Source organism: Pseudomonas sp. 57B-090624 (assembly GCF_003234055.1).
In the GTDB taxonomy this organism is placed as follows: domain Bacteria; phylum Pseudomonadota; class Gammaproteobacteria; order Pseudomonadales; family Pseudomonadaceae; genus Metapseudomonas; species Metapseudomonas tohonis.
This window is the reverse complement of sequence record NZ_QKRU01000007.1, coordinates 91,055-113,062: the sequence shown is the minus strand read 5'-3', so window position 1 is coordinate 113,062 and position 22,008 is coordinate 91,055. Positions and strand designations below refer to the sequence as shown.

Genomic DNA, 22,008 nt, shown 5'->3' with positions numbered 1-22,008 from the left:
AAGTTGACGTACAAGTGGAGAGACTCGGATGGTCTTTTCTTCAAACGTGTTCCTGTTCCTGTTCCTGCCGATTTTCCTCGGCTTGTACTACCTGGTCGGGACGCGCTATCGAAACCTGCTGCTGCTCGTCGCCAGCTACGTGTTCTACGCCTGGTGGCGGATCGACTTCCTCGCGCTGTTCGCGGCGGTCACGGTGTTCAACTACTGGATCGGCCTGCGCATAGGCGCCGCCGGGGTCCGCACGAAGACGGCGCAGAAATGGCTGATCCTCGGCGTGGTGGTGGACCTGTGCGTGCTGGGCTACTTCAAGTACGCCAACTTCGGCGTCGACAGCCTCAACGCCATCGTCACCTCGTTCGGCATGGAGCCCTTCGTCCTCACCCACATCCTGCTGCCGATCGGTATCTCGTTCTACATCTTCGAGTCCATCAGCTACATCATCGATGTGTACCGTGGCGACACCCCGGCGACCCACAACCTGATCGACTTCGCCGCCTTCGTGGCGATCTTCCCGCACCTGATCGCCGGCCCCGTGCTGCGCTTCCGCGACCTGGTCGACCAGTTCAACCACCGCACCCACACCGTCGACAAGTTCGCCGAGGGCTGCACCCGGTTCATGCAGGGCTTCATCAAGAAGGTCTTCATCGCCGACAGCATCGCGCCCATCGCCGACCACTGCTTCGCCCTCTCCGACCCGACCACGGGGGATGCCTGGCTCGGTGCGCTGGCCTACACCGCGCAGCTGTACTTCGACTTCTCCGGCTACAGCGACATGGCCATCGGCCTCGGCCTGATGATGGGCTTCCGCTTCATGGAGAACTTCAACCAGCCCTACATCAGCCAGTCCATCACCGAGTTCTGGCGGCGCTGGCATATCAGCCTCTCCACCTGGCTGCGCGACTACCTGTACATCAGCCTGGGCGGCAACCGCGGCACCACCTTCCAGACCTACCGCAACCTGTTCCTGACCATGTTGCTGGGCGGTCTGTGGCACGGCGCCAACTTCACCTACATCATCTGGGGCGCCTGGCACGGCATGTGGCTGGCGATCGAACGCGCCCTGGGCGTGGACGCCGCGCCGCGCGTGCTCAACCCGCTGCGCTGGGCCTTCACCTTCCTGCTGGTGGTGATCGGCTGGGTGATCTTCCGCGCCGAGAACCTCGACGTCGCCTGGCGCATGTACGCCGCCATGTTCAGCTTCGGCGAACTGGGCCTCTCCGAGCTCAACCGCGCCCAGTTGACCAGCCTGCAGATCGCCACCCTGGTACTGGCCTACGTGGTGCTGGCCATCTTCGGCATCCGCCAGTTCTACACCAAGCCCCTGGCCGGTGCGCCCAAGGCCCGCGCCGAGGAACACATCGACGCCGACGGCCCGGCCACCGCCCAGCCGCGCACCCAGCAGGGCGGCGCCAATGACCCGGCGGCCATCGCCTACTCGCCGAGCGGCGGCCTGGTGTGGCAGCAGGCCTGGATGACCCAGCTGCCGATGCTGGCTACCCGCATCGCCCTGCTGGTGCTGTTCGCCGCCTCGATCCTGAAGCTCTCGGCGCAGAGCTTCTCCCCCTTCCTCTACTTCCAGTTCTGAGGAGCGCGACCATGAGCAGAACTGCAAACACCCTCTACATCGTCGTCTTCGCCGGCATGCTGCTGGCCCTTAGCCTGTGGTCCATGCGCGGCATCGTCGGCTTCAGCGTCGCCAAGGAGACCACCGTGCTCAACGGCAAGCTGGCCCATGCCTTCGAGAAGCACTACGACGACCAATTCCCGATCAAGCAGATCGGCACCAACCTCTGGGCGCTGGTGGACTTCGGCCTGTTCGGCGAAGGCCGCCAGGGCGTGGTCATCGGCAAGGACGGCTGGCTGTTCTCCGACGAGGAATTCGACCCCGTCGCCGATGGCAGCCGCCACCTGCAGGAGAACCTGGCGATGATCCAGGGCGTGCGCGACGAGCTGGCCAACCGGGGCGTGACCCTGGTGCTGGCCATCGTGCCGTCCAAATCGCGCCTGTACCCCGAGTACACGGGCGATGCCCGCCCCACCGCCCTGCGCCAGGACCTCTACGCCCAGTTCCGCGGCGCCGCGCGCAAGGCCGGGATCATCGCCCCGGACCTGCTCGGTACCCTGGAGCAGGCCAAGAGCAACGGCCAGGTCTTCCTGCGTACCGACACCCACTGGACGCCCCTGGGCGCCGAGGTGGTGGCCAACGCCCTGGGCGAGGCCGTGCGCAGTGCGGCGCCGCTCTCGGGCGACGCCCAGGAGTACGTCACCGAGGCGGTGAAGAACGAAGACTACAAGGGCGACCTGACCCGCTTCCTGCCCCTGGACCCGATGTTCGAGAACCTGATGCCGGCCCCGGACAAATTGCAGAAACGCGAGACCCGCGCCGCGGTCGAAGGTGAGGCCAGCGGCGACTCCCTGTTCGCCGACAGCACCGTCCCGGTGGTGCTGGTGGGCACCAGCTACAGCGCCAACCAGAACTGGAACTTCGCCGGTGCGCTGCGCCAGTCGCTGCAACGCGACCTGGTCAACCACGCCGAGGACGGCCACGGCCCGATCCTGCCGATGCTCAAGTACCTCAAGAGCGACGAGCTGAAGGACGCCGCTCCGCAACTGGTGATCTGGGAATTCCCCGAGCGCTACCTGCCCATGCCCAACGACCTCAGCGAATTCGACCCGCAGTGGATCGCCGAGCTGCGCAAGGGCGGCAACCCCGGCGAGCGCCTCGCGGCCGCCGCCGCCAACTAGAAACCCAGCAGTGAGGGCCCGCCCCGCGAGCCCTCGACGACTGTGGCCCCACCGGGCCATTCCAAGAAAGAAAGATGGAGGAACACCATGAACCGACAGAAGAAACGTAACTGGACGTCGTACGCCTGCGCCATCGCCCTGGGCCTCGCCGCCGTGCATGCACAGGCCGACGAGGGCGGGCTCTACGGGCCCCAGGCACCCAAGGGATCGGCCTTCGTCCGCGCCTACAACGCCGGTAGCAGCGAACTCAGCGTCAACGTCGGCAACACCGCGCTGAACGATGTCGCCCCGCTCGGCTCCAGCGACTTCAAGTTCCTGCCCGCGGGCAACTACAGCGCCCAGGTCGGCGCCACCAACCTGCCGGTGAAACTGGAAGCCGACCGCTACTACACCCTGGTCAACCAGCCGGGTGCCGAACCCAAGCTGGTGGAAGAGCCGCCCTTCAAGAACAAGCAGAAGGCCCTGCTGCGGGTGCAGAACCTCTCCGACGCCAAGCTCACCGTCAAGACCGCCGACGGCAAGACCGCCGTGGTCGAGGACGTGGCCGCCCAGGGCCGCGGCGAGCGCGAGATCAACCCGGTGAAGGTCAACCTCGCCCTGTTCGACGGCACCCGCAAGGTCAGTGACCTCAAGCCCGTCTCGCTGCAACGCGGCGAAGTCGTCTGCCTCTACATCACCGGCAGCGGCGGCAAGCTCTCCCCGGTCTGGGTCAAGCGCCCGGCCGAATCCTGATGTACCCGGCCCGGGGCTCGCGCCCCGGGCGAACGCTTCGTACCCGCCGCACGAGACAGTGGGACTACAAGACAGAAATCAGTGATCGATGTGATGAGAAACCTATCCACAAACGATGAACGATTCTAGGAGATACACCCATGATTCCTGTGATCCTCTCTGGCGGTAGCGGCTCCCGACTCTGGCCCCTTTCGCGCAAGCAATACCCCAAGCAGTTCCTGGCCCTGACCGGTGACCACACCCTGTTCCAGCAGACCCTGGAGCGCCTGAACTTCGAAGGCATGCAGGCCCCGGTGCTGGTGGCCAACAAGGATCACCGCTTCATCGTCCAGGAGCAGCTGGACGCCATCGGCATCACCCCGCAGGCCATGCTGCTCGAACCCTTCGGCCGCAACACCGCGCCCGCCGTCGCCATCGCCGCCATGCAGCTGCTGGCCGAAGGCCGCGACGAGCTGATGCTGGTGATGCCGGCCGACCACGTGCTGGAAGACCAGCGCGCCTTCCAGCAGGCCCTGGCCCTGGCCACCATCGCCGCCGAGAAGGGCGAGATGGTGCTGTTCGGCGTGCCCGCCCTGCGCCCCGAAACAGGCTACGGCTACATCCGTGGCAAGGATTCGGCCGGCAGCCTGCCGGACGGCATCAGCCGCGTCGCCCAGTTCGTCGAGAAGCCCGACGCCGAGCGTGCCCAGCAGTACGTGGATTCCGGCGACTACTTCTGGAACAGCGGCATGTTCCTGTTCCGCGCCAGCCGCTTCCTCGACGAGCTCAAGCACCACGACGTGGACATCTACGACACCTGCCTGCTGGCCCTGGAACGCAGCCAGCGCGACGGCACCACGGTGACCATCGACGCCGCCACCTTCGCCTGCTGCCCGGACAACTCCATCGACTACGCGGTGATGGAGAAGACCCAGCGTGCCTGCGTGGTGCCGCTCTCCGCCGGCTGGAACGACGTCGGCAGCTGGAGCTCGATCTGGGAAGTGCACGACAAGGACAAGGACGGCAACGTCACCAAGGGCGACGTGGTGGTGCACGACAGCCACAACTGCCTGGTGCACGGCAACGGCAAGCTGGTGTCGGTGATCGGCCTGGAGGACATCGTCGTCGTCGAGACCAAGGACGCCATGATGATCGCCCACCGCGACCGCGTGCAGGACGTCAAGAAGCTGGTCAACGAACTGGACGCCCAGGGCCGCAGCGAGACCCAGAACCACTGCGCCGTGTACCGCCCCTGGGGCTCGTACGACTCGGTGGACATGGGCGGCCGCTTCCAGGTCAAGCACATCACCGTCAAGCCCGGCGCGCAGCTCTCGCTGCAGATGCACCACCACCGCGCCGAGCACTGGATCGTGGTCTCCGGCACCGCCGAGGTGACCTGTGACGACAAGACCTTCCTGCTCACCGAGAACCAGTCGACCTACATCCCCATGACCGCGGTGCACCGCCTGACCAACCCCGGCAAGATCCCCCTGGAGATCATCGAGGTGCAGTCCGGCAGCTACCTGGGCGAGGACGACATCGAGCGCCTGGAAGACGTCTACGGCCGCAGCGACTCCGTCTCCGTGAGCCATGTGACAGCACGCTGAGCCTCCTTCCCCCATCGGGAGGCCCATTCCCCCTGTGCCAGCAGGGGGATGGCGTGCGCCAACCCAAGGGGGCCCCGCCGGGCCCCCGCGCCCGGCACCACCATCCACCCGCATCGCCCCGGCGTAATGCGCTAGCATTGAGCCCCTCCAATCCCCACGGGCGTCCCCATGCTGATCGGTGCGATCCTCACCCTGACCTGGCTGATCCTGGTCATCCGCCAACCCGCCAAGGCCCTGCCCATCTCGCTGGTCGCCGTGCTCGGCATCGGCCTGGTCGCCGCCTGGGTGCTCTGGGAAGAGCGCGTGGTGGACCGCCAGCTGGCCCTGCTCGACGTCCGCGTCACCTACGCCCCCGACGCGTGCCCCGCCGACCGCCCGCTGCAGATCCGCGTGCACAACGGCAGCAGCACCACCCTGCTGGACCTCGCCTGGGTGATCCAGGCCTACCGTCCGGGCGACGCCATCAACCTCACCCAGTCGGCCTTCGATGCCGAACGCTCCCTCGGCCCGCCGCGCCTGCAGGCCGGCGCCGACTGGAGCCACTGCCTGCCCGTGCCGCCCCTGCGCAGCGGCTACCGTCCGCAGACCCTGGAGTTCCGCGCCGAGCGATTACATGGCAGATTCGCCGACTGATGCGCGAACCGCCGCCCCGCCTCCCTCACAACAAGACCAACAAGGAACCCAGCAATGAGCCAACCCGTCGCCCTCATCACCGGCTGCTCCAGTGGCATCGGCCGCGCCCTGGCCGATGCCTTCAAGCACGCCGGTTACAGCGTCTGGGCCTGCGCGCGCAAGGCCAATGACGTCGACGCCCTGAACGTCGCCGGCTTCACCGGCGTGCAGCTGGACGTCAACGACGAGGCCGCGGTGGCGCAGCTGGGCGAGCGCCTGCAACGGGAGATCGGCCGCCTCGACGTGCTGGTCAACAACGCCGGCTACGGCGCCATGGGCCCGCTGCTGGACGGCGGCACCGACGCCCTGCGCCGGCAGTTCGAGACCAATGTCTTCTCCCTGATCGGCCTGACCCGCGCCTGCTTCCCCGTGCTGCGCGCCAGTCGCGGCCTGGTGGTCAACATCGGCAGCGTCTCCGGTGTGCTGGTCACCCCCTTCGCCGGCGCCTACTGCGCCTCCAAGGCCGCCGTGCACGCCCTCTCCGACGCCCTGCGCCTGGAGCTCGCCCCCTTCGGCATCGACGTGATGGAAGTGCAGCCCGGCGCCATCGCCTCCAGCTTCGGTGCCAACGCCAGCCGCGAAGCCGAGGCGGTGATCGCCGAGGGTTCGCCCTGGTGGCCGATCCGCGACGGCATCCGCGCCCGCGCCAAGGCCTCCCAGGACAACCCCACCCCCGCCACCGAATTCGCCCGCGACCTGCTCGCCGCCGCCCAGCGCCACCCGCGCCCGCGCCTGCTGCGCCTGGGCAATGGCAGCCGCGCCCTGCCGCTGCTCGCCGCGCTGCTGCCCAAGGGCCTGCTGGAATCGGTGCTGAAGAAACGCTTCGGCCTCGACGTGGCCCTGGAGCGCCCGTGAACGACCCGCGCCCCACCTTCCCGATGCGCTACGCCATCGGCGGCGTCGTGCTGGCGATGGTGCTCAACCTCGCCCTGCGCAGCCTGGTCAAAGTCGGCGGCCTGCTCGCCACCCTGATCATCGCCGGCGCCGTCGCCCTGCTGCTCGCCGGGGCCTTCCGCCTCATCCAGCGCCGCGCCCCGACCCGGGGCGAGGCCTGGCGCATCCTCGTCGGCTACGGCGCCCTGCTCGGCGTCCTCTACCTCGGCCTGCTCGGCATGATGACCCTGCAGGACCAACCCAGCCCCATGGCCGTCTTCCTGTTCTTCCTGCACTACCTCTGCTACCCCGTCCTCGCCTGGTTAACCCTCCTCCCCCGCCGCTGACCCCGCACCGTTGGGCCTCGCTGCGCTCGGCGCCAACCTACATCGCCGTCGCGCCCGGGCTTCACCGCTGCGTAGGGTGGATGCCGCTCTTCGCATCCACCAGCAGACTCTTCCCGAGCATCACGGCCTCAGGCTATAAACGCGACCTGCTGGCACGCCCGTCGGTGGACAAGGAGCGGCAAAATGCAGGGAAGACTGACAGCACTGGCGCTGGTAGCTGCAACACTCGCGGGGTGCGATGCCATTGTCACGGTGGAAGGCACCATCGAACCCCGGCTGTTCGCGCGCTCCAAATGCGAGTCGTTCATTCGAAACTCGACGGGGAAGTCATCCTCGTCAGAAATCCGCGAGGCCGCCTTTTACGACGGCATGATGGTGTCGCCATTCGGCGACGATCTGTACACCGTCCGCGTCGACTGCAAGGCCCCCGACGGCACGCTGCTGGCCAGCCGCCAGGAAATCGTGACCCTCGGCGACGAGGCCTCGACCCTCTACATGGGCCTGATCAGCACGGAGCCACGCAAGGGACGGAGCCACGAGCCCGAGTGGGTCATCGCCGAGAAGGCACCGCCACCACCGCCCGACCCCACCTGCCCTCGCCGTGAGTCACCGAGCGCCTACGCCCAGGCATTCGCAGCCATCGAGCAACGCCTCGCCGAGGATGGCCAGCAGAAGGTCGCGATGAAGCGCCTGAACAGGCTGGCCCACCGCAATGGCTGGCTGCTGGTGGAGGCCGAATACGAGCGCCTTGGTCCCATGAGCTTCCTCCTCGCGCCTGCCGGCCAGGGCTACTCGGTGGCGAGCTATTACGTTGGCACCACCCCGAAAGGCCAGCGCTACGCGCTGATCCATGAGCTGTTCCTGCGCGAAGCCCCCCAGGTGCCGCCCGACCTGCTCGCCTGCCTGCTGGACTGAGCGCTCCTCCAAGGCACGCCCCGTAGGTTGGCCAGGGCGGCGCTCCGCTGAGGCACGAAACCCAACGCAGCGATCCCGCCCCCCGCCCGTTGGGCCTCGCTGCGCTCGGCGCCAACCTACGCCCATCCCCACACGGGCTTCACCGGTGTGTAGGGTGGATGCCGCTCTTTGCATCCACCATGCGATGCCCGGTCAAGCACCGCTGGTGAGCCGACCCCAGTAGAATCCTCCCTCTCACCAAAGGAACGGACACCATGCACCTGCGCCCCCTCGAACTGCCCCGCGACGCCGAAGCCCTGAGCGCCTTCGAGGCCGGCTACGACACCTCTCTCATCTACCGCGTGGAGCGGCAGGGCCTGGCCTTTGCGCTGGTCGAGGAACGCCGCGCGGCGCCCTTCCGCAAGCGCTACGACGCCGAGGGGTTCGCCGAGGATGTCGAGGACGCGGACTTCACCGTCGCCGCCGAAGCCGAGGACGGCAGCCTGGCCGGGTTCGCCTGCGTGCGCCTGGATGAGTGGAACCGCAGCGCCGAGTTGAGCGCGCTGTTCGTCGCGCCGGCCTGCAAGGGCCAGGGGCTGGGCCGGCGGTTGCTGGACCAGGCAACGGCATTCGCCCGCAGCTGCGGCGCGCGCTGCCTGTGGCTGGAAACCCAGAGCAGCAACCACCCTGCCATCGGCTTCTACCTGAAATCCGGCTTCGCCTTCAGCGGCCTGGACACCGCGCTCTACGACCCGCGCGAGACCGCGCCCGAGGAAGTCGCGCTGTTCTTCAACCAGCCCCTGGAGACCTGAAAAACGTTGGAACCGTTGCCCTCCCCGCCTCACTAAAAAGAGAACAAGGGGGGATCCGATGGACTATCTCGACCTGCTGCAATGGCCGGCCATGCTGGTCACCGTGGCCGCCGCCTGGCTGATCGGCTCGAAGACACCCGCCCGGCGCCACATCGGCTTCTGGGTGTTCCTGGCCAGCAACGCCCTGTGGATCGCCTGGGGCCTGCACGCCCACGCCTGGGCGCTGATCGTGCTGCAACTGTGCCTCGCGGCGATGAACCTGCGCGGGGCGAAGAAGGCCGACGAGGCGAGCTAGACGCTGCCCTCGCGCTCCACCACCAGGATGCGCGCCGCCCCACGGGGGTGGGCCACGTGCTCGCAACCGGGGCCGGCGTGGAACAGGTCGCCCACGCCCAGCAGCACCGCGTGCTCCTCGCCGCACTCGCGGTAGCGCATCTCCACCTCGCCATCGAGCACCACGAAGACTTCGCTGCCGTCGTTGACGTGCCAGATGTAGGGCTGGTCGGTCCAGTGCAGGCGCACCGTGGTGCCGTCGAGGTTGGCGATGTCCAGCGCGCCCCAGGCACGCTCGGCGGTGAAGTCGCGGCTGCGGACCACGCGCTGGCTCATGCGCGGCTCCCCAGGGGCGCGGTGGCCACCGGCGCTTTCGGCTTGCGGAACACCAGCAGGTTGCCGGCCATCACCAGCACCAGGCCGAGCAGCGCCGGGGCGGTCCAGGTGTAGCCTTCGGCGAAGGCCGAGATGTTCAGCGCCACCACCGGGAACAGCACCGTGCAGTAGGCCGCGCGCTCCGGCCCCATGCGCCCCACCAGGGTGAGGTAGGCGGTGAAGCCGATCACCGAGCCGGGGATCGCCAGGTACAGCAGCGAGCCGAGGTAGCGGGTGTTCCACTCCATGGCGAAGGGCGTGCCGCTGGCCAGGCACCACAGGGCCAGCAGCGAGGCGCCGTAGAACATGCCCCAGGCGTTGGTGGTCAGCGGCCGGTAGCCGGCCTTCTGCTGCAGGCTGGAGAGCATGTTGCCGGCGGAGAAGCACAGCGTGCCCAGCAGCGCCAGGCCGAGGCCCAGCAGGGTTTCGCGGCTGGCCTGGTGGCCGGCCAGCTCGGGCCAGAACAGCAGCGCCAGCCCGGCCAGGCCCAGGGCGCCGCCAGCCAGCACGTTGGCGGCGATGCGCTGGCCGAAGAACACCCGTGCATTCAGCGCGTTCCACAGGGTGGCGGTGGAGAACACCACGGCGATCAGCCCGCTGGGGATCCACTGGCTGGCGGTGTAGAAGCACATGAAGTTGACGCAGAACAGGCACAGACCCTGGGCCAGGCAGATCATCTGCGCGCGGCCGTCGAGCTTCTGCAGGCGGCGGCCGAGCAGCAGGATGGCGAACAGCACCACGGCGGCCAGGGCGAAGCGGTAGGCGATGGACACGGGGATCGCCACCTCGCCCATCTGCAGCTTGATGGCGATCCAGGTGGTGCCCCAGATCAGGACGGTGAGCAGGTACAGCGAGAGATTCATGGCGGTCATCCGGGTGGTGCGTCGTGTGCCCAGTCTCCCGCGCAGCCCGTCGGCGCGCTTGCAAAAACTTGCGCTTATCTGCGCCGCCCCGCTGCGTCGCGCGGGCGCCCGCGCTAGCATGAACACCCAAGCCCCGCGGTTGCCCCGAGCATGTCGTCACTCCTGCAGAACCAGGTCTTCCAGTCCCTCGCCAGCTCGCCCCATGCCCGCCTGGAGCATGCCGCCGAGCTGGGCGATGGCATGGGCGCGGCGCTGTGGAGCAACCACCACGACGCCCGCGACTACCAGGGCACCCGCCTGCACACGCTGTCGTGCTACCTGGCCGGCGGCACCGGCACCTTCCGCCGCGAGCGCCCGGACACCAAGGGCGCCCCGGACAAGCTGTGCATCCTCCCCGCCGGGCACGAGTCCTCCTGGGTGATCAACGGCGAGATCCGCCTGGCGCATCTGTACATCGCCCCGGCGCAATTCGCCCACGCCGCCGTCACCCTGCTGGACCGTGAACCGCGCGAGCTGGAAATGCGCGAAGCGACCTTCCTCGACGACGCCGAGCAAGCCGCACGCTTTCACCGCCTGATCCGCCTGGACTGGAACGAACCCGGCGAGCGCATGCTCACCAGCAGCCTCGCCCACGAGATGCTCGGCCACACCCTGCTGACCCAGGTCGGCCTGCGCCAGGGCCCGCAACTCAAGGGTGGCCTCGCCCCCGCGGTGCGCAAGCGGCTGATGGACTACATCGACGAACACCTGGCCGAGCCGCTGAGCCTGGGCGAGCTGGCGGCCTTCTCGGCGCTCTCGGAATACCACTTCGCGCGGATGTTCCGCGAAAGCTTCGGCCTGCCGCCGCACCAGTACGTCCTCGCCCGCCGCCTGGCCCATGCCCGCCACCTGCTGGCCCGCACCGCCCTGCCCCTGGGCGAGGTCGCCCTGGCCTGCGGCTTCGCCAGCGCCAGCCACTTCAGCAACCGCTTCCGCAGCGCGGTCGGCGGCACGCCCGGGGAATACCGGGCCGCGATGGGGTGAGCGACGGGCCTCCTGGGGGCGCCGACGTGATGGGTTTCGCGGAGCTCTACCCATCCTACGGGTGCCACGTAATGCGGCGCGCCCATCGAGAAAGACGATCAGGAGAACGTCGCCCCATCCGCTGGGCGATGAAGGTGGCGCCGCTGGGCGAATGAATTCGCCCCTACAGGGAAATCATTGCCCCCCGCACGCTGGCACGGCTTCACAACGGCCGCCGGCCTTGGCTGCGTCACCGAGGGGTGCGGCCATGCGCGTGTCGTCCGGGGCCAGCTGGCGGGCGCAGGCGCGGGCCTGTTCGGCCTGGCCCAGGCAGCCGCGTTCGGCCAGCAGCTCGGAGAGGTTGAACCAGCCCAGGGCATAGTCCGGCTTGCGGGTGATGCTCTGGCGCAGGGCCTTCTCCGCGCCCTCGCGGTCGCCCTCGGAGTAGCGCGCATTGGCCAGGGCGAACAACGGCAGCGGCTCGCGGTACCAGTGCCCGGAAGCCGTGAGGTAGGCCCGTTCGGCGCGTTCGCGCTGGCCGGTCTGTTCCAGGTCGCTGGCACCCTGCATCCAGGCTTCCAGGCGCGGCTCGGCCGGCAGTTGCTCGGGGGGCAGGGTCACCACCGCCCAGCGCTCGGCGCGCGCCCAGGTGCGATCGAAACTGCGCAGGTCGGTGACCCATCGCCGTGTGGTGGCCGAACGCAGCACCAGCTCGTCCTTCGCACGGTCATAGCCGACCACCACCGCGAAGTGCCATTGCGGGTACCAGTCGAGCCCGAGGTTCTGCATCACCAGCACCGGGTTGCCCTCCGCCACCTGGGCCAGCAGGGCATCCAGGCTGGGTTGCAGCGGGTAGACCAGCATGCCGCTCTGCCGCGCCGCCGCCACCAGTTCCAGCTTGAGGCTGCCGCGCCGCTCGGGCAGGTAGACCTTGGGCACCAGCGCCTCCGGCGAGGTGGCCACGCCGCGGTGCACCAGCACCGTGGCCAGCGCCGCCGGGCCGCACTGGTAGTCCTCCTGCGGGTAGAAGGGCACGTCCACCAGCTCGATGCGCTCGGGCAGCCGCCCGCTCTGCGGGGGCAGCAGCGGGCCGCTGGCGCAACCGCCGAGCAGCACGGCCAGGGCGAGGAGCCCCGGCCGCAGCACACGCATCAACGGATGCACTTGATGAAGCTGAAGATATCCGTGGCGCAGAGCATGTCGGTGATGATGAAGATCACCAGGAACAGCACGATGATGCCGACCACGCCGGCACCGGCGGGCTCCTGCTGCAGCTGCTGGTTGAACTGCGCCAGCTCGGCCGGGGTGAGGCTGTTGATGCGCGCCTCCACCTGCTCGCGGGGCACCCCGTACTCCTGCAACTTCTTCTGCACGTCCTGGTTGTCGAGCATGCCGCGCAGCTGCGCGCGGTCGACCTGCTGCTGCTGTTCCTGCAGCGCCTGGGGCGTACCGATCATGGCGGCCTGGGCCAGCGGCACCTGGGCGAAGAAGGTGAGTTGGCTGGCGACCAGCACGGCGGCGAGTCGGCGGTTGATGGCGGGATTGAGCATGGTGGTTCTCCTGGATTCTGTTGTTGTGATCGATTGACCCGCGCCTCGCTTCCCGGGTTCCACCGTCCGATCGCCCGGTGTTCACCGCCGCATTGCGCAATGGCCACGGCACAAATAGAATGCGAAGCATTCCTATTTGATCCATTGCCGAATCCCCCTTCCGGAGCCCTCCTTGACCCACAGCCCGGCAGCCCCCGAGCAGGCGTTGCACAAGCTCTACAGCGACCACAACGGCTGGCTCCGCCACTGGCTGCAGCGCAAGCTCGGCTGCCCGCAGAGTGCTGCCGACCTGGCCCAGGACACCTTCCTCAAGGTGCTGCTGGGGCGCGAGGCGCACCGCATCCTCGAACCCCGGGCGTTCCTCACCACCCTCGCCAAGCGCGTGCTGGCCAACCATTACCGCCGCCAGGACATCGAGCGCGCCTACCTGCTGGCCCTCGCCGCGCTGCCGGAGGACGAGGTCCCCAGCGAGGAGGCCCGCGCCATCATCCTGGAGACCCTGGTGGAGCTGGACCGCCTGCTCGACGGCCTGCCGCCCCAAGCCAAGAAGGTCTTCCTGCTGGCCCAGGTGGACGGTTGCACCTACGCCGAGATCGCCGAACAGCTCGGCCTCTCCCTCTCCAGCGTCAAGCGCTACATGGCCAAGGCCGCCGAGCGCTGCTACTTCGCGGAGTGCCTCTGATGGCCCTGCGCAAGAGCGGCGAGCACCGCATCGCCCCCGCCGTCGCCGCCCAGGCCGTGCAGTGGCTGGTGGAGCTGCAGGACGGCACGCCGTCGCGCCAGCGCGAGGAGGACTGGCAACGCTGGCGCGCCGCCGACCCGGAGCACGAGCGCGCCTGGCAGCGTATCGAGTCGGTCAACCAGGGCCTGCGCGGGTTGAACACGCCCACTGCCCTTGCCGCCCTGGATGCCCCCACCTCGCGCGGCCGTCGCGACGCCCTGAAGCTGCTCACCCTGCTGGTGATCGCCGGTGGCGGCGCCCTGGCGGTGCGGGACAGCGAGCCGCTGCTGGCCCTGCGCGCCGACCAGAGCACCGCCGTGGGCGAGCGGCGGAACCTGACCCTGGACGATGGCTCGACCCTGTCGCTGAACACCGACAGCGCGCTGGACATCCGCTTCGACGCCCGCCAGCGCCTGCTCCACCTGCACCAGGGCGAGATGCTGGTGGACGCGGTGGACGAGGCTCGCCCGCTGCGGGTGGAAACGCCCCAGGGGCTGGTCCTGCTCAACGGCGGTCGCCTTGCCGTGCGCCTGCAGGACAGCCGCAGCCAGGTCAGCCTGTTCGCCGGCGATGCCCAGGTGTTCAGCCATGGCCAGCGCCTGGCCTTGCACCCCGGCCAGCGCCTGGACCTCGACGCCCGTGGCGGCGGGGCGGCCCAGGCGGTGGACGAGAACAGCGTGGCCTGGATCAACGGCATGCTGGTGGCCAGTGCCATGCGCCTGGGCGACTTCCTCGCCGAACTCGGCCGCTATCGCCACGGGCGCATCGGCTGCGACCCGGCCATCGCCGACCTGCGCCTGTCCGGCACCTACCCGCTGGACCACACCGACCGCATCCTCGCCCTGCTGCCGCGCACCCTGCCGGTGGAGGTGCGCAGCGTCACCCGCTACTGGATCAGCGTGCACCCCAGGGCCGCCTCCTGAGCCGCGCATCGGCCCTGTGAAAAAAATTTCCACCGACCTGAACCTTTTTCCCGGCCTCGCGTGACAGGGAAGGCAGAACCCCTTTCCCTCTCTCGACGAGTGCCACCATGAACGCCGACCCGACCCTCCGCCGCTTCACCCGCACGCCCCTGGCCCGTGCCCTGCAACCGCTGCTGCTGGGCCTGAGCCTGGCCGCCGCCGGGCTGCCCACCGTCGCCAGCGCCCAGGAGGCGGTGATCGGTGCCGACCAGCGCCAGGCCTTCGACATCCCGGCCGGTGCCCTGGAGCCCGCGCTCAACCGCTTCGGCCGCGAAGCCGGCGTGCTGCTGGCCTTCAGCCCGGAGCTGACCCAGGGCCGCAGCACCCAGGGCCTGAAGGGCGAATTCGCCGTGGCCGAGGGCCTCGACCACCTGCTCGCCGACAGCGGCCTGCGCGCCGAGGCCGCCGACGGTGGCTTCAGCCTGCACACCGCCTCCGAAGGCGCGGCGCTGGAGATCGACCGCCAGGTGGTGATCGGCTCCCGCGCGCCGGTGAGCATCAGCGAGCTGCCGGGTACCGTCTGGGTGATCGACAGCCAGCAGCTGCAGGAGCAGACCAAGGGCGGCGTGCCGCTCAAGGAAGCCCTCGGGCAACTGATCCCGGGCCTGGACATCGGCCCCCAGGGCCGCACCAACTACGGCCAGAACATGCGCGGCCGCAGCGCCCTGGTGATGATCGATGGCGTGTCGCTGAACAGCTCCCGGGGCATCAGCCGCCAGTTCGACTCCATCGACCCGTTCAACATCGAGCGCATCGAAGTGCTCTCCGGCGCCAGTGCCGTGTACGGCGGCGGCGCCACCGGCGGCATCATCAACATCGTCACCAAACGCGCCGAGGCGGGCGAGGCGCGCTTCACCAGCGAAATCGGCGTGCGCAGCGGCTTCGAGACCCACCAGGACCACGACTGGCGCGTGGCCCAGTCGGTCAGCGGCGGCAGCGAGCAGGTCAAGGGCCGCGTCTCGGTGGCCTACCAGAAGAACGGCGCCGCCTACGACGGCAACGGCGACCAGGTGATGCTCGACATCACCCAGACCGACCTGCAGTACAACCAGGCGGTGGACGTGATGGGCAGCCTGGACTTCGCCTTCGCCAACGGCCAGACCCTGAACCTGGGCATGCAGTGGTACGACTCCGGCTACGACGGCGAGAAGGGCGTGAACCTGGGGCGCAACTTCCAGGGCCTGCGCGGCCAGACGCCCTTCGAAGTGGAAGGCGGCGCCAGCTTCGACCGCGAACCGCACACCGAGCGCCAGCAGTTCAACGCCACCTGGCACGTGCCGGAGGTGCTGGGCCACGACTTCTACCTGCAGGCCTACTACCGCAGCGAGGAGATGGCGTTCCAGCCGTACCCCTCCATCACCTTCGCCAGCGGCGCCATCGACACCAACCGCTCCTACTACTCCGCCTCGCAGCAGGACACCGACTACTTCGGCCTCAAGTCCGTGCTGGTCAAGGAATGGGACCGCGTCAGCCTGACCTACGGCGCCGACTTCGAGTGGGAGAGCTTCGACTCCGACCAGGCCCTGTTCAACCTCGATACCGCCGCCAACACCGGCGGGCTGGTGGCCGACGAGTACGCCCGCGTCGGCCGCTACCCAGGCATCGACACCGACAGCAAATCGCTGTTCGCCCAGGCCAGCTGGAAGGCCACCGACGACCTGACCCTGTCCGCCGGCGTGCGCCACCAGCGCATCGGCAACGACGTCGGCTCCTTCGTCGCCGCCGCCCAGCAGATCCAGATCAGCAAGGGCAACGGCACCAGCGCCGACGCCGTGCCCGGCGGCTCGAAGGACTACCAGGTGGACCTCTACAACGCCGGCGCCGTCTACAAGCTGAGCAAGGCGCAGCAGGTCTGGGCCAACTACTCCGAGGGCTTCGAGTTGCCCGACCCGGCCAAGTACTACGGCCAGGGCAGCTACACCCTGGTGGGCAACCACTGGAGCCTGGGCCGCCACGTCAACGTCGAGGACTCGGCCCTGGACGGCATCAAGACCAAGCAGGTGGAGCTCGGCTGGCGCCACTACGCCGATGGCCTGGATGCCCAGCTGGCGGCCTTCTACGCCTGGTCGGACAAGAGCATCACCTACAACCGCACCACCCTGCTGGTGGAGCAGCTGGACAACAAGAAGCGCAACTACGGCCTCGAAGGCCAGGCCACCTACTGGCTGGACGACAACTGGCAGATCGGCGCCAGCGCCCTGGCCATCCGCTCCCAGCAGAAGATCGCCCAGCGCTGGCAGAAGCAGGACGTCACCGCCGCCAGCCCGTCCAAGCTCACCGCCTTCGCCGGCTGGCAGAACGGCGAGACCAGCCTGCGCCTGCAGGCCGTGCGCAGCTTCAACCTCAGCGACGATGGCAACGTCCTGGCCAGCGGCACCTTCGACGGCAACGACCACAAGATCGACGGCTACACCACCTTCGACCTGCTGGGCAGCCAGGCGCTGCCGGTGGGCACCCTCAACTTCGGCATCCAGAACCTGCTGGACAAGGACTACACCACCGTCTGGGGCCAGCGCGCCCAGGTGTTCTACGGCACCAACGCCACCGCCGACCTGTTCGACTACCACGGCCGTGGCCGCACCTACAGCCTGAGCTACAGCGTCGAGTTCTGAGCCCCGCCCCATACAGGCCACGGGCTGAAGTCCGGGCTACATCGCCCCCTCGGTGCGTAGGGTGGACCACGCTTCATCGGTCCACCGTCGGTGTGATGGGTAAACGCCGCAGTGGGAGCGGATTCATCCGCGACGAAGGCCGAACGCATGCACCGTAGCCCGGGCCTCAGCCCGGGAGGGGCCTCCGCCAACCCCGGACTGAAGTCCGGGCTCCCCCCTCATCAGACTCCTGACCGAACGACACGGAATTGGCCGTTTGCGACAGGCGTCGTGAAACCGGTTTTCCGTTCGTCCAATGGGATCGAACTTTGCAGAGCCAGCCTCAGTCAATCGCTCCATGCGTCAACAACTCAGGTAGCTCGCCATGTACAACCCCTTTCAGATTCTGACCGACGCCTTCCAGGCCGATTACCGGGTCAACCTCAGCCTGGAGCGCCTGGACGGCAACATCATGCTCACCCTGGCCGATGAGACCGGCGTGGTCGCGCGGCGCATGATCAGCCCCGCGCAGCGCAACGATCCGAAGCGCCTGGAGCGGGTGATCGAAAGCATCCGTTTTGGCATCGCCATCGAAAAAGGGCACAACGTCGGGGAAATGCTCAGCGCCATGACGGGAGGCAAGGCCCTCCCCACGCTGGTCGAGCGCCAGCCCGGTCGGGTCACCGGCCCGCTCGCCGTCGGTATCTGAGCGCCCTCACGGGCGCTCGTGCTCAGGCGTCCCCTTCGCCACCGCGCGCCACCTGCAGGCGCCGCCTCGGGTTCAAGCTGTCACTGGCCTCCGAGGGGAATCGCGACGAGGCGAAGCGCACCACCAGGATCGACAGCGCCAGCAGCAGGATCGCACCGCAGACATACACGATGCTCTCGTCGGGGCGGTTATGGTGCGAAACGTCGGAGATCAACAGGCGCGTCAGCGCGGTGATCGCCACGTAGATCAGAAAGCGCACCGGCATGTGGTTGGTCTTGAAGTAGATCCCCACCATCGCGCCCAGCTCCAGGTAGATGAACAGCAGCAGGATGTCATCCACCGTGATGTGCCCCTTCTCCACCATGCCCAGGAACGCCACCACCGCCGCCCAGGCGGTGATCCCCCCGATGGCGAACAACGCCAGGTAGTGGAAGCTCTCCACCAGCAGGTTGCCCAGCGACTCGGCCAGCCCGTGCACATTGCCGCGCAGCTCTTCAGCCCATTTGATTTTCACGATCCAGCTCCTCGGTACGTCTTGGTGGCGATGGTGCATCACCGGGATGACGATCCGACCTTGCAGGATGAAGGCCAGCGGTCCCGGCCCAATGAGATGCGCGGGTGCGACCAGACGCCACGGGACAGGTTGTCGCAGGGGCCGACGAGCAGCAGGACGTAGCGGCTGGCATGGCCTATGAATGACATCTGTTGACGGAGAAATCCGACCCATATACTGTACACACATCCAGTATCTTACAGACCGATTTCAAAGGTGAGAGGTGATGAATGGCCGTCGAAGTGGTGTACCGCAGCAGCCGCGACCCGGAGCGCTTGTTCATGGATAAAGCCGAAGCCGACCGTTACGACAAGATGCTCGAACTGGCCGAGTCCCTGGCCACCGTCCTGCACAAGGCCGTGCCTTCGCTGAGCGAACAGCAGGTCGAGGACCTGGGCATCTACATGGCGCGCAACCGCGACATCTTCGCCCGCGCCTTCAAGAACCAGCCAGACGCCCTCGCCGAACTGGACGCCGTCCCCGCCGAGGAATGACCCCAACACCCCTCATTGCAGGCATGCCCGTCCTGCACCGAGCCCGCTGCCCCAGCGGGCTTTTTTTTGCCCGGCAAAAGTCCGCGCCGGCACCTTGCGCCGTTTGTTCAAGCCCCAGGCCACCGCCCGATCGCATGCTGCAAGCCCCTTATGAAGGAGCTTCGCCATGCGCCGTCTGTTCGCCTGCCTCTATGCCCCGGTCTTTCTCCTCGGCTTTCTCGCCCTGGCCCTGTGGATGACCGAGCACCTGCCCTTGCGCTGGTTGCTGTTGTTGCTGATCCCGGCCATCACCGCCTGCTTTCTCGCCGAAGCCTGGCTGCCCTATGAACGGGCCTGGAACCGAAACCACGGCGACCGCCTGCGCGACTCGCTGCACGCGCTGGTCAACGAAGGGCTCAACTGCCTGGGCATCCTGGTCATCCCGTTGAGTGCGGCGCTGCTGCCGGAGGCCGGGCTCTGGCCCCATCACTGGCCGCTGGCGTTGCAACTGCTGGCCGCCATCATCGTCGCGGACCTGGGCATCACCCTCATGCACTACGCCAGCCATCGGGTGGGTTTCCTCTGGCGCCTGCACGCCGTGCACCACAGCGTGAAGCGCATGTACGGCTTCAACGGCCTGATGAAGCACCCGCTGCACCTGGGCTGCGAAGCCCTGGCCGGCACCCTGCCGCTGTTGCTGCTGGGCATGCCGGAACGGGTCGCCGCCCTCCTCGCCCTGGCCATCACCCTGCAGCTGCTGCTCCAGCACAGCAACGTCGACATGCGCATCGGCGCGCTGCGCCACCTGTTCGCCTGGGCGCCGGTGCACCGCTTCCACCACATGAAATACGGCCGCGCGGGCGATGTGAACTTCGCCCTGTTCTTCAGCCTCTGGGACCGCCTGCTGGGCACCGCCTTCCACAGCGACTACCGCATGCGCGGCGACGACCTGGGCATCGGCAGCCGCCCCGACTACCCCGACGCCTACCTCGCGCAGCTGGCCGACCCCTTCCGCAAAAGCCCAGCCCAACAACCCAGCCCGGAGGTGCCGCAGGAATTGATGCGTTCGTAGGCCGCCGAACCCCATGTAGGAGCCTGTAGGGGCGACTTAAGTCGCCAAGGGCGGCGTAGCGGCCCCTACCCAGAAGCAGGCGAATGAATTCGCCCCTACACCTATGCAACCGGCAGAAATGGCGCCCCACCCTACGATTGCGCCGTGCCCTGTAAAGGCGACCTCCCTTAGGATGCGCATTCGTACACAGGGATGAACGATGCAAACACGAACCTACACACCCACCTCGATTGCCATAGCCTTCGTACGCTGGCTCTTCCGGCTGCTGCTCGTGCTGCTGCTCATACCGGTGGGCGCCTACCTGGTCTTCGTGGTCACCCGTTTCCTGCCGGCCAAGTCGGAGCTGGATGAGAGCCTGGTGCCTTACCAGGGGCCGGCGCCGCACCTGCGGATGCTGAGGGGCCTCGTCTGGGCAAACGTCCAGGACAATCCCGCACGTCCCACTCCTGTTCATTGGTTGGATGGGCCTGACGCAAGGATCACCGGGCAGGTCGCACGTTTCATCACGGCCAAGGAAGACCTCTACCGCTCCAGTCTGTGGCGCCATCTGGACGGCATCGCGTGGCAACTGTCGCTGAATATCAGCTACGACCACGAGGCCATGGCGGCCCTGTGGAGTGCACAGGCCCTCTCACCTGCGGGAACGGGGCTGGAGGCGGCCGCCTTGCACTACTTCGAACGCCCTCTTCGCGAGCTGGACTGCCATGACTTGGCGGCGTTGGTGGTGATGGTCCGCGCGCCCAAGCACTTCGCCCCTGGCTCGGAGGCTTCGGAGCGACTCATCCGCGCAAGAGACCTGGAAGCCACCTGTGGACAACCGATAACGGACAGCGCAGACGCATCGTAAAGTGGGTGACACCCGCGCCCCCCATGGTCACACCGCATGAAAGGTCGCCGTGCCCTGTAGGGGCGACTTCAGTCGCCAAGGGCAGCGCAGCGGCCCCAATGCCCAAAAGCGGGCGAACAAATTCGCCCCTACACCGCTGCAACCGGCAGCAAAGGCGCTCCGTCGTAGGGTGGGCCGGGCGGCGTTCCGCTTCAGCCCACCAACACAGGCACCGCGTGGGCTGAAGCCCACCCTACGATTGCGCCGTGTCCTGTAGGGGCGGCCTCAGTCGCCCAGCAGGCGCAGTTGCAGGTTGCCGAGGTTGCGGTCGGCGCGGATGCCGAAGGTGGCGCGCATGGTGCGGGAGAAGTGGGAGGCGTCGGCGAAGCCGGCGCCGTGGGCGGCCTGGGTGAGGGAGTGGCCTTCCAGGGCCAGGCGCACGGCGAGGCGCAGTCGGCGCCAGAGCACCAGCCGGCGGACCGACAGGCCGACCTGCTCGCCGAACAGCCGCTCCAGTTGGCTCAGGGACAGGCAGGCGCGGTTGGCCAGGGCCTGGGCGCTGACCTTGTCGGCCAGCAGCTCGTCCACCTCGTCCAGGGCCCGTTGCAGGCGAGCGTCCAGCGTCGGGCGCGGCGCGGCCAGCAGGCGTTCGGCCAGGGTCTGCAGACCCGTGCCGGCGTCGGCCACCAGGGCCAGCAACGCCTGCGGAGCGAAGGCCAGGGGTTCGGCGTAGACGGCCAGCAATGCCTGCCCAGGCAGGGCCAGCGCGTGCTCGCGCATGGATTCCACCAGCACCACCTGGTCGCCCACCGGCTCGCCTTCCACCCGCAGGTGAACCTGGGCCTCGCGGGCAATGAGCACCTGGTGGGCGTAATGGGCATGGGAGCCGGTGTCGCCATTGGCGCCGTCGATCAGGCAGAAGTCGTGGGCCAGCCAGAGGGCGCCTTGCCAGGGGGATTCGATCATCGGGGGACATGTTGTCGGTTGCGGGGCGGACAGCATTGGGGGGCGGAGGCCGATAGGGCAAGAGGAAGCTGCCGAGCCCAAGCCCATTGCAGTTCGAAGGTCGTCTGCCTAGGGTGCTGTCCTTGTCGATTTGCCTGGCGTTATGGCGGGTCGCGTGAGGAGACCTTCGGGTCTGCCGGTTCCCGTCTTGCCGGTTCGCTAACCTCACGCGCTCCGCCTCCTTTCATCGCCATCTTCTGACATGCAAACGGGACGATCTCCCCAGCAGTCCGATTGTTCGCTCAGTACCCCCTCCCTATCCTCCGGCGGTCGCGGTCAATCCCGCGACCGGGCGTTGACGGCCCGAAGAGATGGCGCATCGTGCCCACTGGCACATGTGGAGGGCGGCGCATGCCTTTTGCAGACGTGCCC

The 22,008-nt window shown here is 68.0% G+C and carries 24 protein-coding genes; 18 read left to right on the top strand and 6 right to left on the bottom strand.

All coding sequences use genetic code 11. The features are described from left to right. The first annotated feature begins 28 nt into the window (after positions 1-28). The 10 genes from DMX10_RS05160 (at position 29) to DMX10_RS05115 (ending at position 8,956) form a co-directional block, all read left to right on the top strand. Positions 29-1,585, top strand: coding sequence for an MBOAT family protein (locus DMX10_RS05160; protein ID WP_111260082.1), 1,557 nt, complete (start codon positions 29-31; stop codon positions 1,583-1,585). An 11-nt stretch (positions 1,586-1,596) separates the two neighbouring features. Beyond that, on the top strand, positions 1,597-2,745 hold the full coding sequence (locus DMX10_RS05155) for an alginate O-acetyltransferase (protein WP_111260081.1): 1,149 nt from the start codon (positions 1,597-1,599) through the stop codon (positions 2,743-2,745). Positions 2,746-2,832: 87 nt separating this feature from the next. Beyond that, a complete protein-coding gene (locus DMX10_RS05150) occupies positions 2,833-3,477 on the top strand; it encodes an alginate O-acetyltransferase AlgF (RefSeq protein WP_111260080.1) in 645 nt (214 codons plus the stop codon). A gap of 140 nt (positions 3,478-3,617) precedes the next feature. Next, positions 3,618-5,063 carry a mannose-1-phosphate guanylyltransferase/mannose-6-phosphate isomerase gene (locus DMX10_RS05145; protein ID WP_111260079.1) on the top strand — a complete coding sequence of 482 codons (1,446 nt, stop codon included), beginning with the start codon at positions 3,618-3,620 and terminating at the stop codon, positions 5,061-5,063. Between the two features lie 168 nt (positions 5,064-5,231). After that, positions 5,232-5,696 carry a multidrug transporter gene (locus DMX10_RS05140; protein WP_111260078.1) on the top strand — a complete coding sequence of 155 codons (465 nt, stop codon included), beginning with the start codon at positions 5,232-5,234 and terminating at the stop codon, positions 5,694-5,696. A 54-nt stretch (positions 5,697-5,750) separates the two neighbouring features. After that, the gene (locus DMX10_RS05135; protein ID WP_111260077.1) at positions 5,751-6,590 is read left to right on the top strand and encodes an SDR family oxidoreductase; all 840 of its coding nucleotides are present in this window, start codon (positions 5,751-5,753) and stop codon (positions 6,588-6,590) included. Between the two features lie 23 nt (positions 6,591-6,613). Further along, positions 6,614-6,955, top strand: coding sequence for a hypothetical protein (locus DMX10_RS05130; RefSeq protein WP_111260105.1), 342 nt, complete (start codon positions 6,614-6,616; stop codon positions 6,953-6,955). Between the two features lie 183 nt (positions 6,956-7,138). Next, on the top strand, positions 7,139-7,870 hold the full coding sequence (locus DMX10_RS05125) for a hypothetical protein (RefSeq protein WP_158545575.1): 732 nt from the start codon (positions 7,139-7,141) through the stop codon (positions 7,868-7,870). Between the two features lie 254 nt (positions 7,871-8,124). Further along, positions 8,125-8,661, top strand: coding sequence for a GNAT family N-acetyltransferase (locus DMX10_RS05120; RefSeq protein WP_111260075.1), 537 nt, complete (start codon positions 8,125-8,127; stop codon positions 8,659-8,661). Positions 8,662-8,719: 58 nt separating this feature from the next. Next, positions 8,720-8,956 (top strand): hypothetical protein, encoded by a 237-nt coding sequence (locus DMX10_RS05115; protein ID WP_111260074.1) that lies wholly within the window; start codon positions 8,720-8,722, stop codon positions 8,954-8,956. Here the strand turns inward: DMX10_RS05115 and DMX10_RS05110 are convergent. Both DMX10_RS05110 and DMX10_RS05105 read right to left on the bottom strand, forming a co-directional pair. After that, positions 8,953-9,270: a cupin gene (locus DMX10_RS05110; RefSeq protein ID WP_111260073.1), complete on the bottom strand. Its 318-nt coding sequence runs from the start codon at positions 9,268-9,270 to the stop codon at positions 8,953-8,955. The two genes, DMX10_RS05115 and DMX10_RS05110, sit on opposite strands and share 4 nt — an antisense overlap. After that, positions 9,267-10,172 carry a DMT family transporter gene (locus DMX10_RS05105; RefSeq protein WP_111260104.1) on the bottom strand — a complete coding sequence of 302 codons (906 nt, stop codon included), beginning with the start codon at positions 10,170-10,172 and terminating at the stop codon, positions 9,267-9,269. The genes DMX10_RS05110 and DMX10_RS05105 overlap by 4 nt, the downstream gene beginning before the upstream one ends. Positions 10,173-10,322: 150 nt before the next feature. On the opposite strand from DMX10_RS05105, the gene DMX10_RS05100 reads away from it, so the two are divergent. Further along, complete coding sequence (locus DMX10_RS05100; RefSeq protein WP_111260072.1) at positions 10,323-11,195, top strand: helix-turn-helix domain-containing protein; 873 nt, start codon at positions 10,323-10,325, stop codon at positions 11,193-11,195. Between the two features lie 174 nt (positions 11,196-11,369). Here the strand turns inward: DMX10_RS05100 and DMX10_RS05095 are convergent, their stop codons facing one another. Together DMX10_RS05095 and DMX10_RS05090 are read right to left on the bottom strand one after the other, a co-directional pair. Then, a complete protein-coding gene (locus DMX10_RS05095; RefSeq protein ID WP_111260071.1) occupies positions 11,370-12,326 on the bottom strand; it encodes a PA2778 family cysteine peptidase in 957 nt (318 codons plus the stop codon). Further along, a complete protein-coding gene (locus DMX10_RS05090; protein WP_111260070.1) occupies positions 12,326-12,724 on the bottom strand; it encodes a PA2779 family protein in 399 nt (132 codons plus the stop codon). Before DMX10_RS05090 ends, DMX10_RS05095 begins: the two co-directional genes overlap by 1 nt. Before the next feature lie 172 nt (positions 12,725-12,896). On the opposite strand from DMX10_RS05090, the gene DMX10_RS05085 reads away from it, so the two are divergent. The 4 genes from DMX10_RS05085 to DMX10_RS05070 all read left to right on the top strand — a co-directional run bounded on the left by DMX10_RS05085 (position 12,897) and on the right by DMX10_RS05070 (position 17,707). Next, positions 12,897-13,406, top strand: coding sequence for a sigma-70 family RNA polymerase sigma factor (locus DMX10_RS05085; RefSeq protein WP_111260069.1), 510 nt, complete (start codon positions 12,897-12,899; stop codon positions 13,404-13,406). Next, a complete protein-coding gene (locus DMX10_RS05080; protein WP_111260068.1) occupies positions 13,406-14,368 on the top strand; it encodes a FecR domain-containing protein in 963 nt (320 codons plus the stop codon). Before DMX10_RS05085 ends, DMX10_RS05080 begins: the two co-directional genes overlap by 1 nt. Before the next feature lie 107 nt (positions 14,369-14,475). Next, positions 14,476-17,019: a TonB-dependent receptor gene (locus tag DMX10_RS05075; protein ID WP_256604766.1), complete on the top strand. Its 2,544-nt coding sequence runs from the start codon at positions 14,476-14,478 to the stop codon at positions 17,017-17,019. 364 nt (positions 17,020-17,383) lie between these two features. Beyond that, complete coding sequence (locus DMX10_RS05070) at positions 17,384-17,707, top strand: DUF3509 domain-containing protein (protein ID WP_111260067.1); 324 nt, start codon at positions 17,384-17,386, stop codon at positions 17,705-17,707. Positions 17,708-17,729: 22 nt separating this feature from the next. Here DMX10_RS05070 and DMX10_RS05065 read toward each other — a convergent pair whose 3' ends face one another. Next, the gene (locus DMX10_RS05065; protein WP_111260066.1) at positions 17,730-18,221 is read right to left on the bottom strand and encodes a phosphate-starvation-inducible protein PsiE; all 492 of its coding nucleotides are present in this window, start codon (positions 18,219-18,221) and stop codon (positions 17,730-17,732) included. Between the two features lie 269 nt (positions 18,222-18,490). Here DMX10_RS05065 and DMX10_RS05060 point away from each other — a divergent pair, with 269 nt between their 5' ends. The 3 genes from DMX10_RS05060 (at position 18,491) to DMX10_RS05050 (ending at position 20,652) form a co-directional block, all read left to right on the top strand. Continuing rightward, on the top strand, positions 18,491-18,754 hold the full coding sequence (locus DMX10_RS05060) for a YebG family protein (protein WP_111260065.1): 264 nt from the start codon (positions 18,491-18,493) through the stop codon (positions 18,752-18,754). A gap of 166 nt (positions 18,755-18,920) precedes the next feature. Further along, positions 18,921-19,805 carry a sterol desaturase family protein gene (locus DMX10_RS05055; RefSeq protein ID WP_111260064.1) on the top strand — a complete coding sequence of 295 codons (885 nt, stop codon included), beginning with the start codon at positions 18,921-18,923 and terminating at the stop codon, positions 19,803-19,805. Between the two features lie 199 nt (positions 19,806-20,004). Further along, complete coding sequence (locus tag DMX10_RS05050; protein WP_111260063.1) at positions 20,005-20,652, top strand: transglycosylase domain-containing protein; 648 nt, start codon at positions 20,005-20,007, stop codon at positions 20,650-20,652. 264 nt (positions 20,653-20,916) lie between these two features. Here DMX10_RS05050 and DMX10_RS05045 read toward each other — a convergent pair whose 3' ends face one another. Continuing rightward, complete coding sequence (locus DMX10_RS05045) at positions 20,917-21,597, bottom strand: helix-turn-helix domain-containing protein (RefSeq protein WP_111260062.1); 681 nt, start codon at positions 21,595-21,597, stop codon at positions 20,917-20,919. Positions 21,598-22,008: the final 411 nt, after the last annotated feature.

Coding starts and splice junctions, on each gene's coding strand:
- DMX10_RS05050 (WP_111260063.1), top strand. CDS start 20,005: ATGCAAACACGAACCTACACACCCACCTCGATTGCCATAGCCTTCGTA.
- DMX10_RS05135 (WP_111260077.1), top strand. CDS start 5,751: ATGAGCCAACCCGTCGCCCTCATCACCGGCTGCTCCAGTGGCATCGGC.
- DMX10_RS05090 (WP_111260070.1), bottom strand. CDS start 12,724: ATGCTCAATCCCGCCATCAACCGCCGACTCGCCGCCGTGCTGGTCGCC.
- DMX10_RS05160 (WP_111260082.1), top strand. CDS start 29: ATGGTCTTTTCTTCAAACGTGTTCCTGTTCCTGTTCCTGCCGATTTTC.
- DMX10_RS05120 (WP_111260075.1), top strand. CDS start 8,125: ATGCACCTGCGCCCCCTCGAACTGCCCCGCGACGCCGAAGCCCTGAGC.
- DMX10_RS05105 (WP_111260104.1), bottom strand. CDS start 10,172: ATGAATCTCTCGCTGTACCTGCTCACCGTCCTGATCTGGGGCACCACC.
- DMX10_RS05110 (WP_111260073.1), bottom strand. CDS start 9,270: ATGAGCCAGCGCGTGGTCCGCAGCCGCGACTTCACCGCCGAGCGTGCC.
- DMX10_RS05140 (WP_111260078.1), top strand. CDS start 5,232: ATGCTGATCGGTGCGATCCTCACCCTGACCTGGCTGATCCTGGTCATC.
- DMX10_RS05115 (WP_111260074.1), top strand. CDS start 8,720: ATGGACTATCTCGACCTGCTGCAATGGCCGGCCATGCTGGTCACCGTG.
- DMX10_RS05070 (WP_111260067.1), top strand. CDS start 17,384: ATGTACAACCCCTTTCAGATTCTGACCGACGCCTTCCAGGCCGATTAC.
- DMX10_RS05045 (WP_111260062.1), bottom strand. CDS start 21,597: ATGATCGAATCCCCCTGGCAAGGCGCCCTCTGGCTGGCCCACGACTTC.
- DMX10_RS05060 (WP_111260065.1), top strand. CDS start 18,491: ATGGCCGTCGAAGTGGTGTACCGCAGCAGCCGCGACCCGGAGCGCTTG.
- DMX10_RS05100 (WP_111260072.1), top strand. CDS start 10,323: ATGTCGTCACTCCTGCAGAACCAGGTCTTCCAGTCCCTCGCCAGCTCG.
- DMX10_RS05095 (WP_111260071.1), bottom strand. CDS start 12,326: ATGCGTGTGCTGCGGCCGGGGCTCCTCGCCCTGGCCGTGCTGCTCGGC.
- DMX10_RS05080 (WP_111260068.1), top strand. CDS start 13,406: ATGGCCCTGCGCAAGAGCGGCGAGCACCGCATCGCCCCCGCCGTCGCC.
- DMX10_RS05150 (WP_111260080.1), top strand. CDS start 2,833: ATGAACCGACAGAAGAAACGTAACTGGACGTCGTACGCCTGCGCCATC.
- DMX10_RS05075 (WP_256604766.1), top strand. CDS start 14,476: ATGAACGCCGACCCGACCCTCCGCCGCTTCACCCGCACGCCCCTGGCC.
- DMX10_RS05125 (WP_158545575.1), top strand. CDS start 7,139: ATGCAGGGAAGACTGACAGCACTGGCGCTGGTAGCTGCAACACTCGCG.
- DMX10_RS05130 (WP_111260105.1), top strand. CDS start 6,614: ATGCGCTACGCCATCGGCGGCGTCGTGCTGGCGATGGTGCTCAACCTC.
- DMX10_RS05155 (WP_111260081.1), top strand. CDS start 1,597: ATGAGCAGAACTGCAAACACCCTCTACATCGTCGTCTTCGCCGGCATG.
- DMX10_RS05055 (WP_111260064.1), top strand. CDS start 18,921: ATGCGCCGTCTGTTCGCCTGCCTCTATGCCCCGGTCTTTCTCCTCGGC.
- DMX10_RS05145 (WP_111260079.1), top strand. CDS start 3,618: ATGATTCCTGTGATCCTCTCTGGCGGTAGCGGCTCCCGACTCTGGCCC.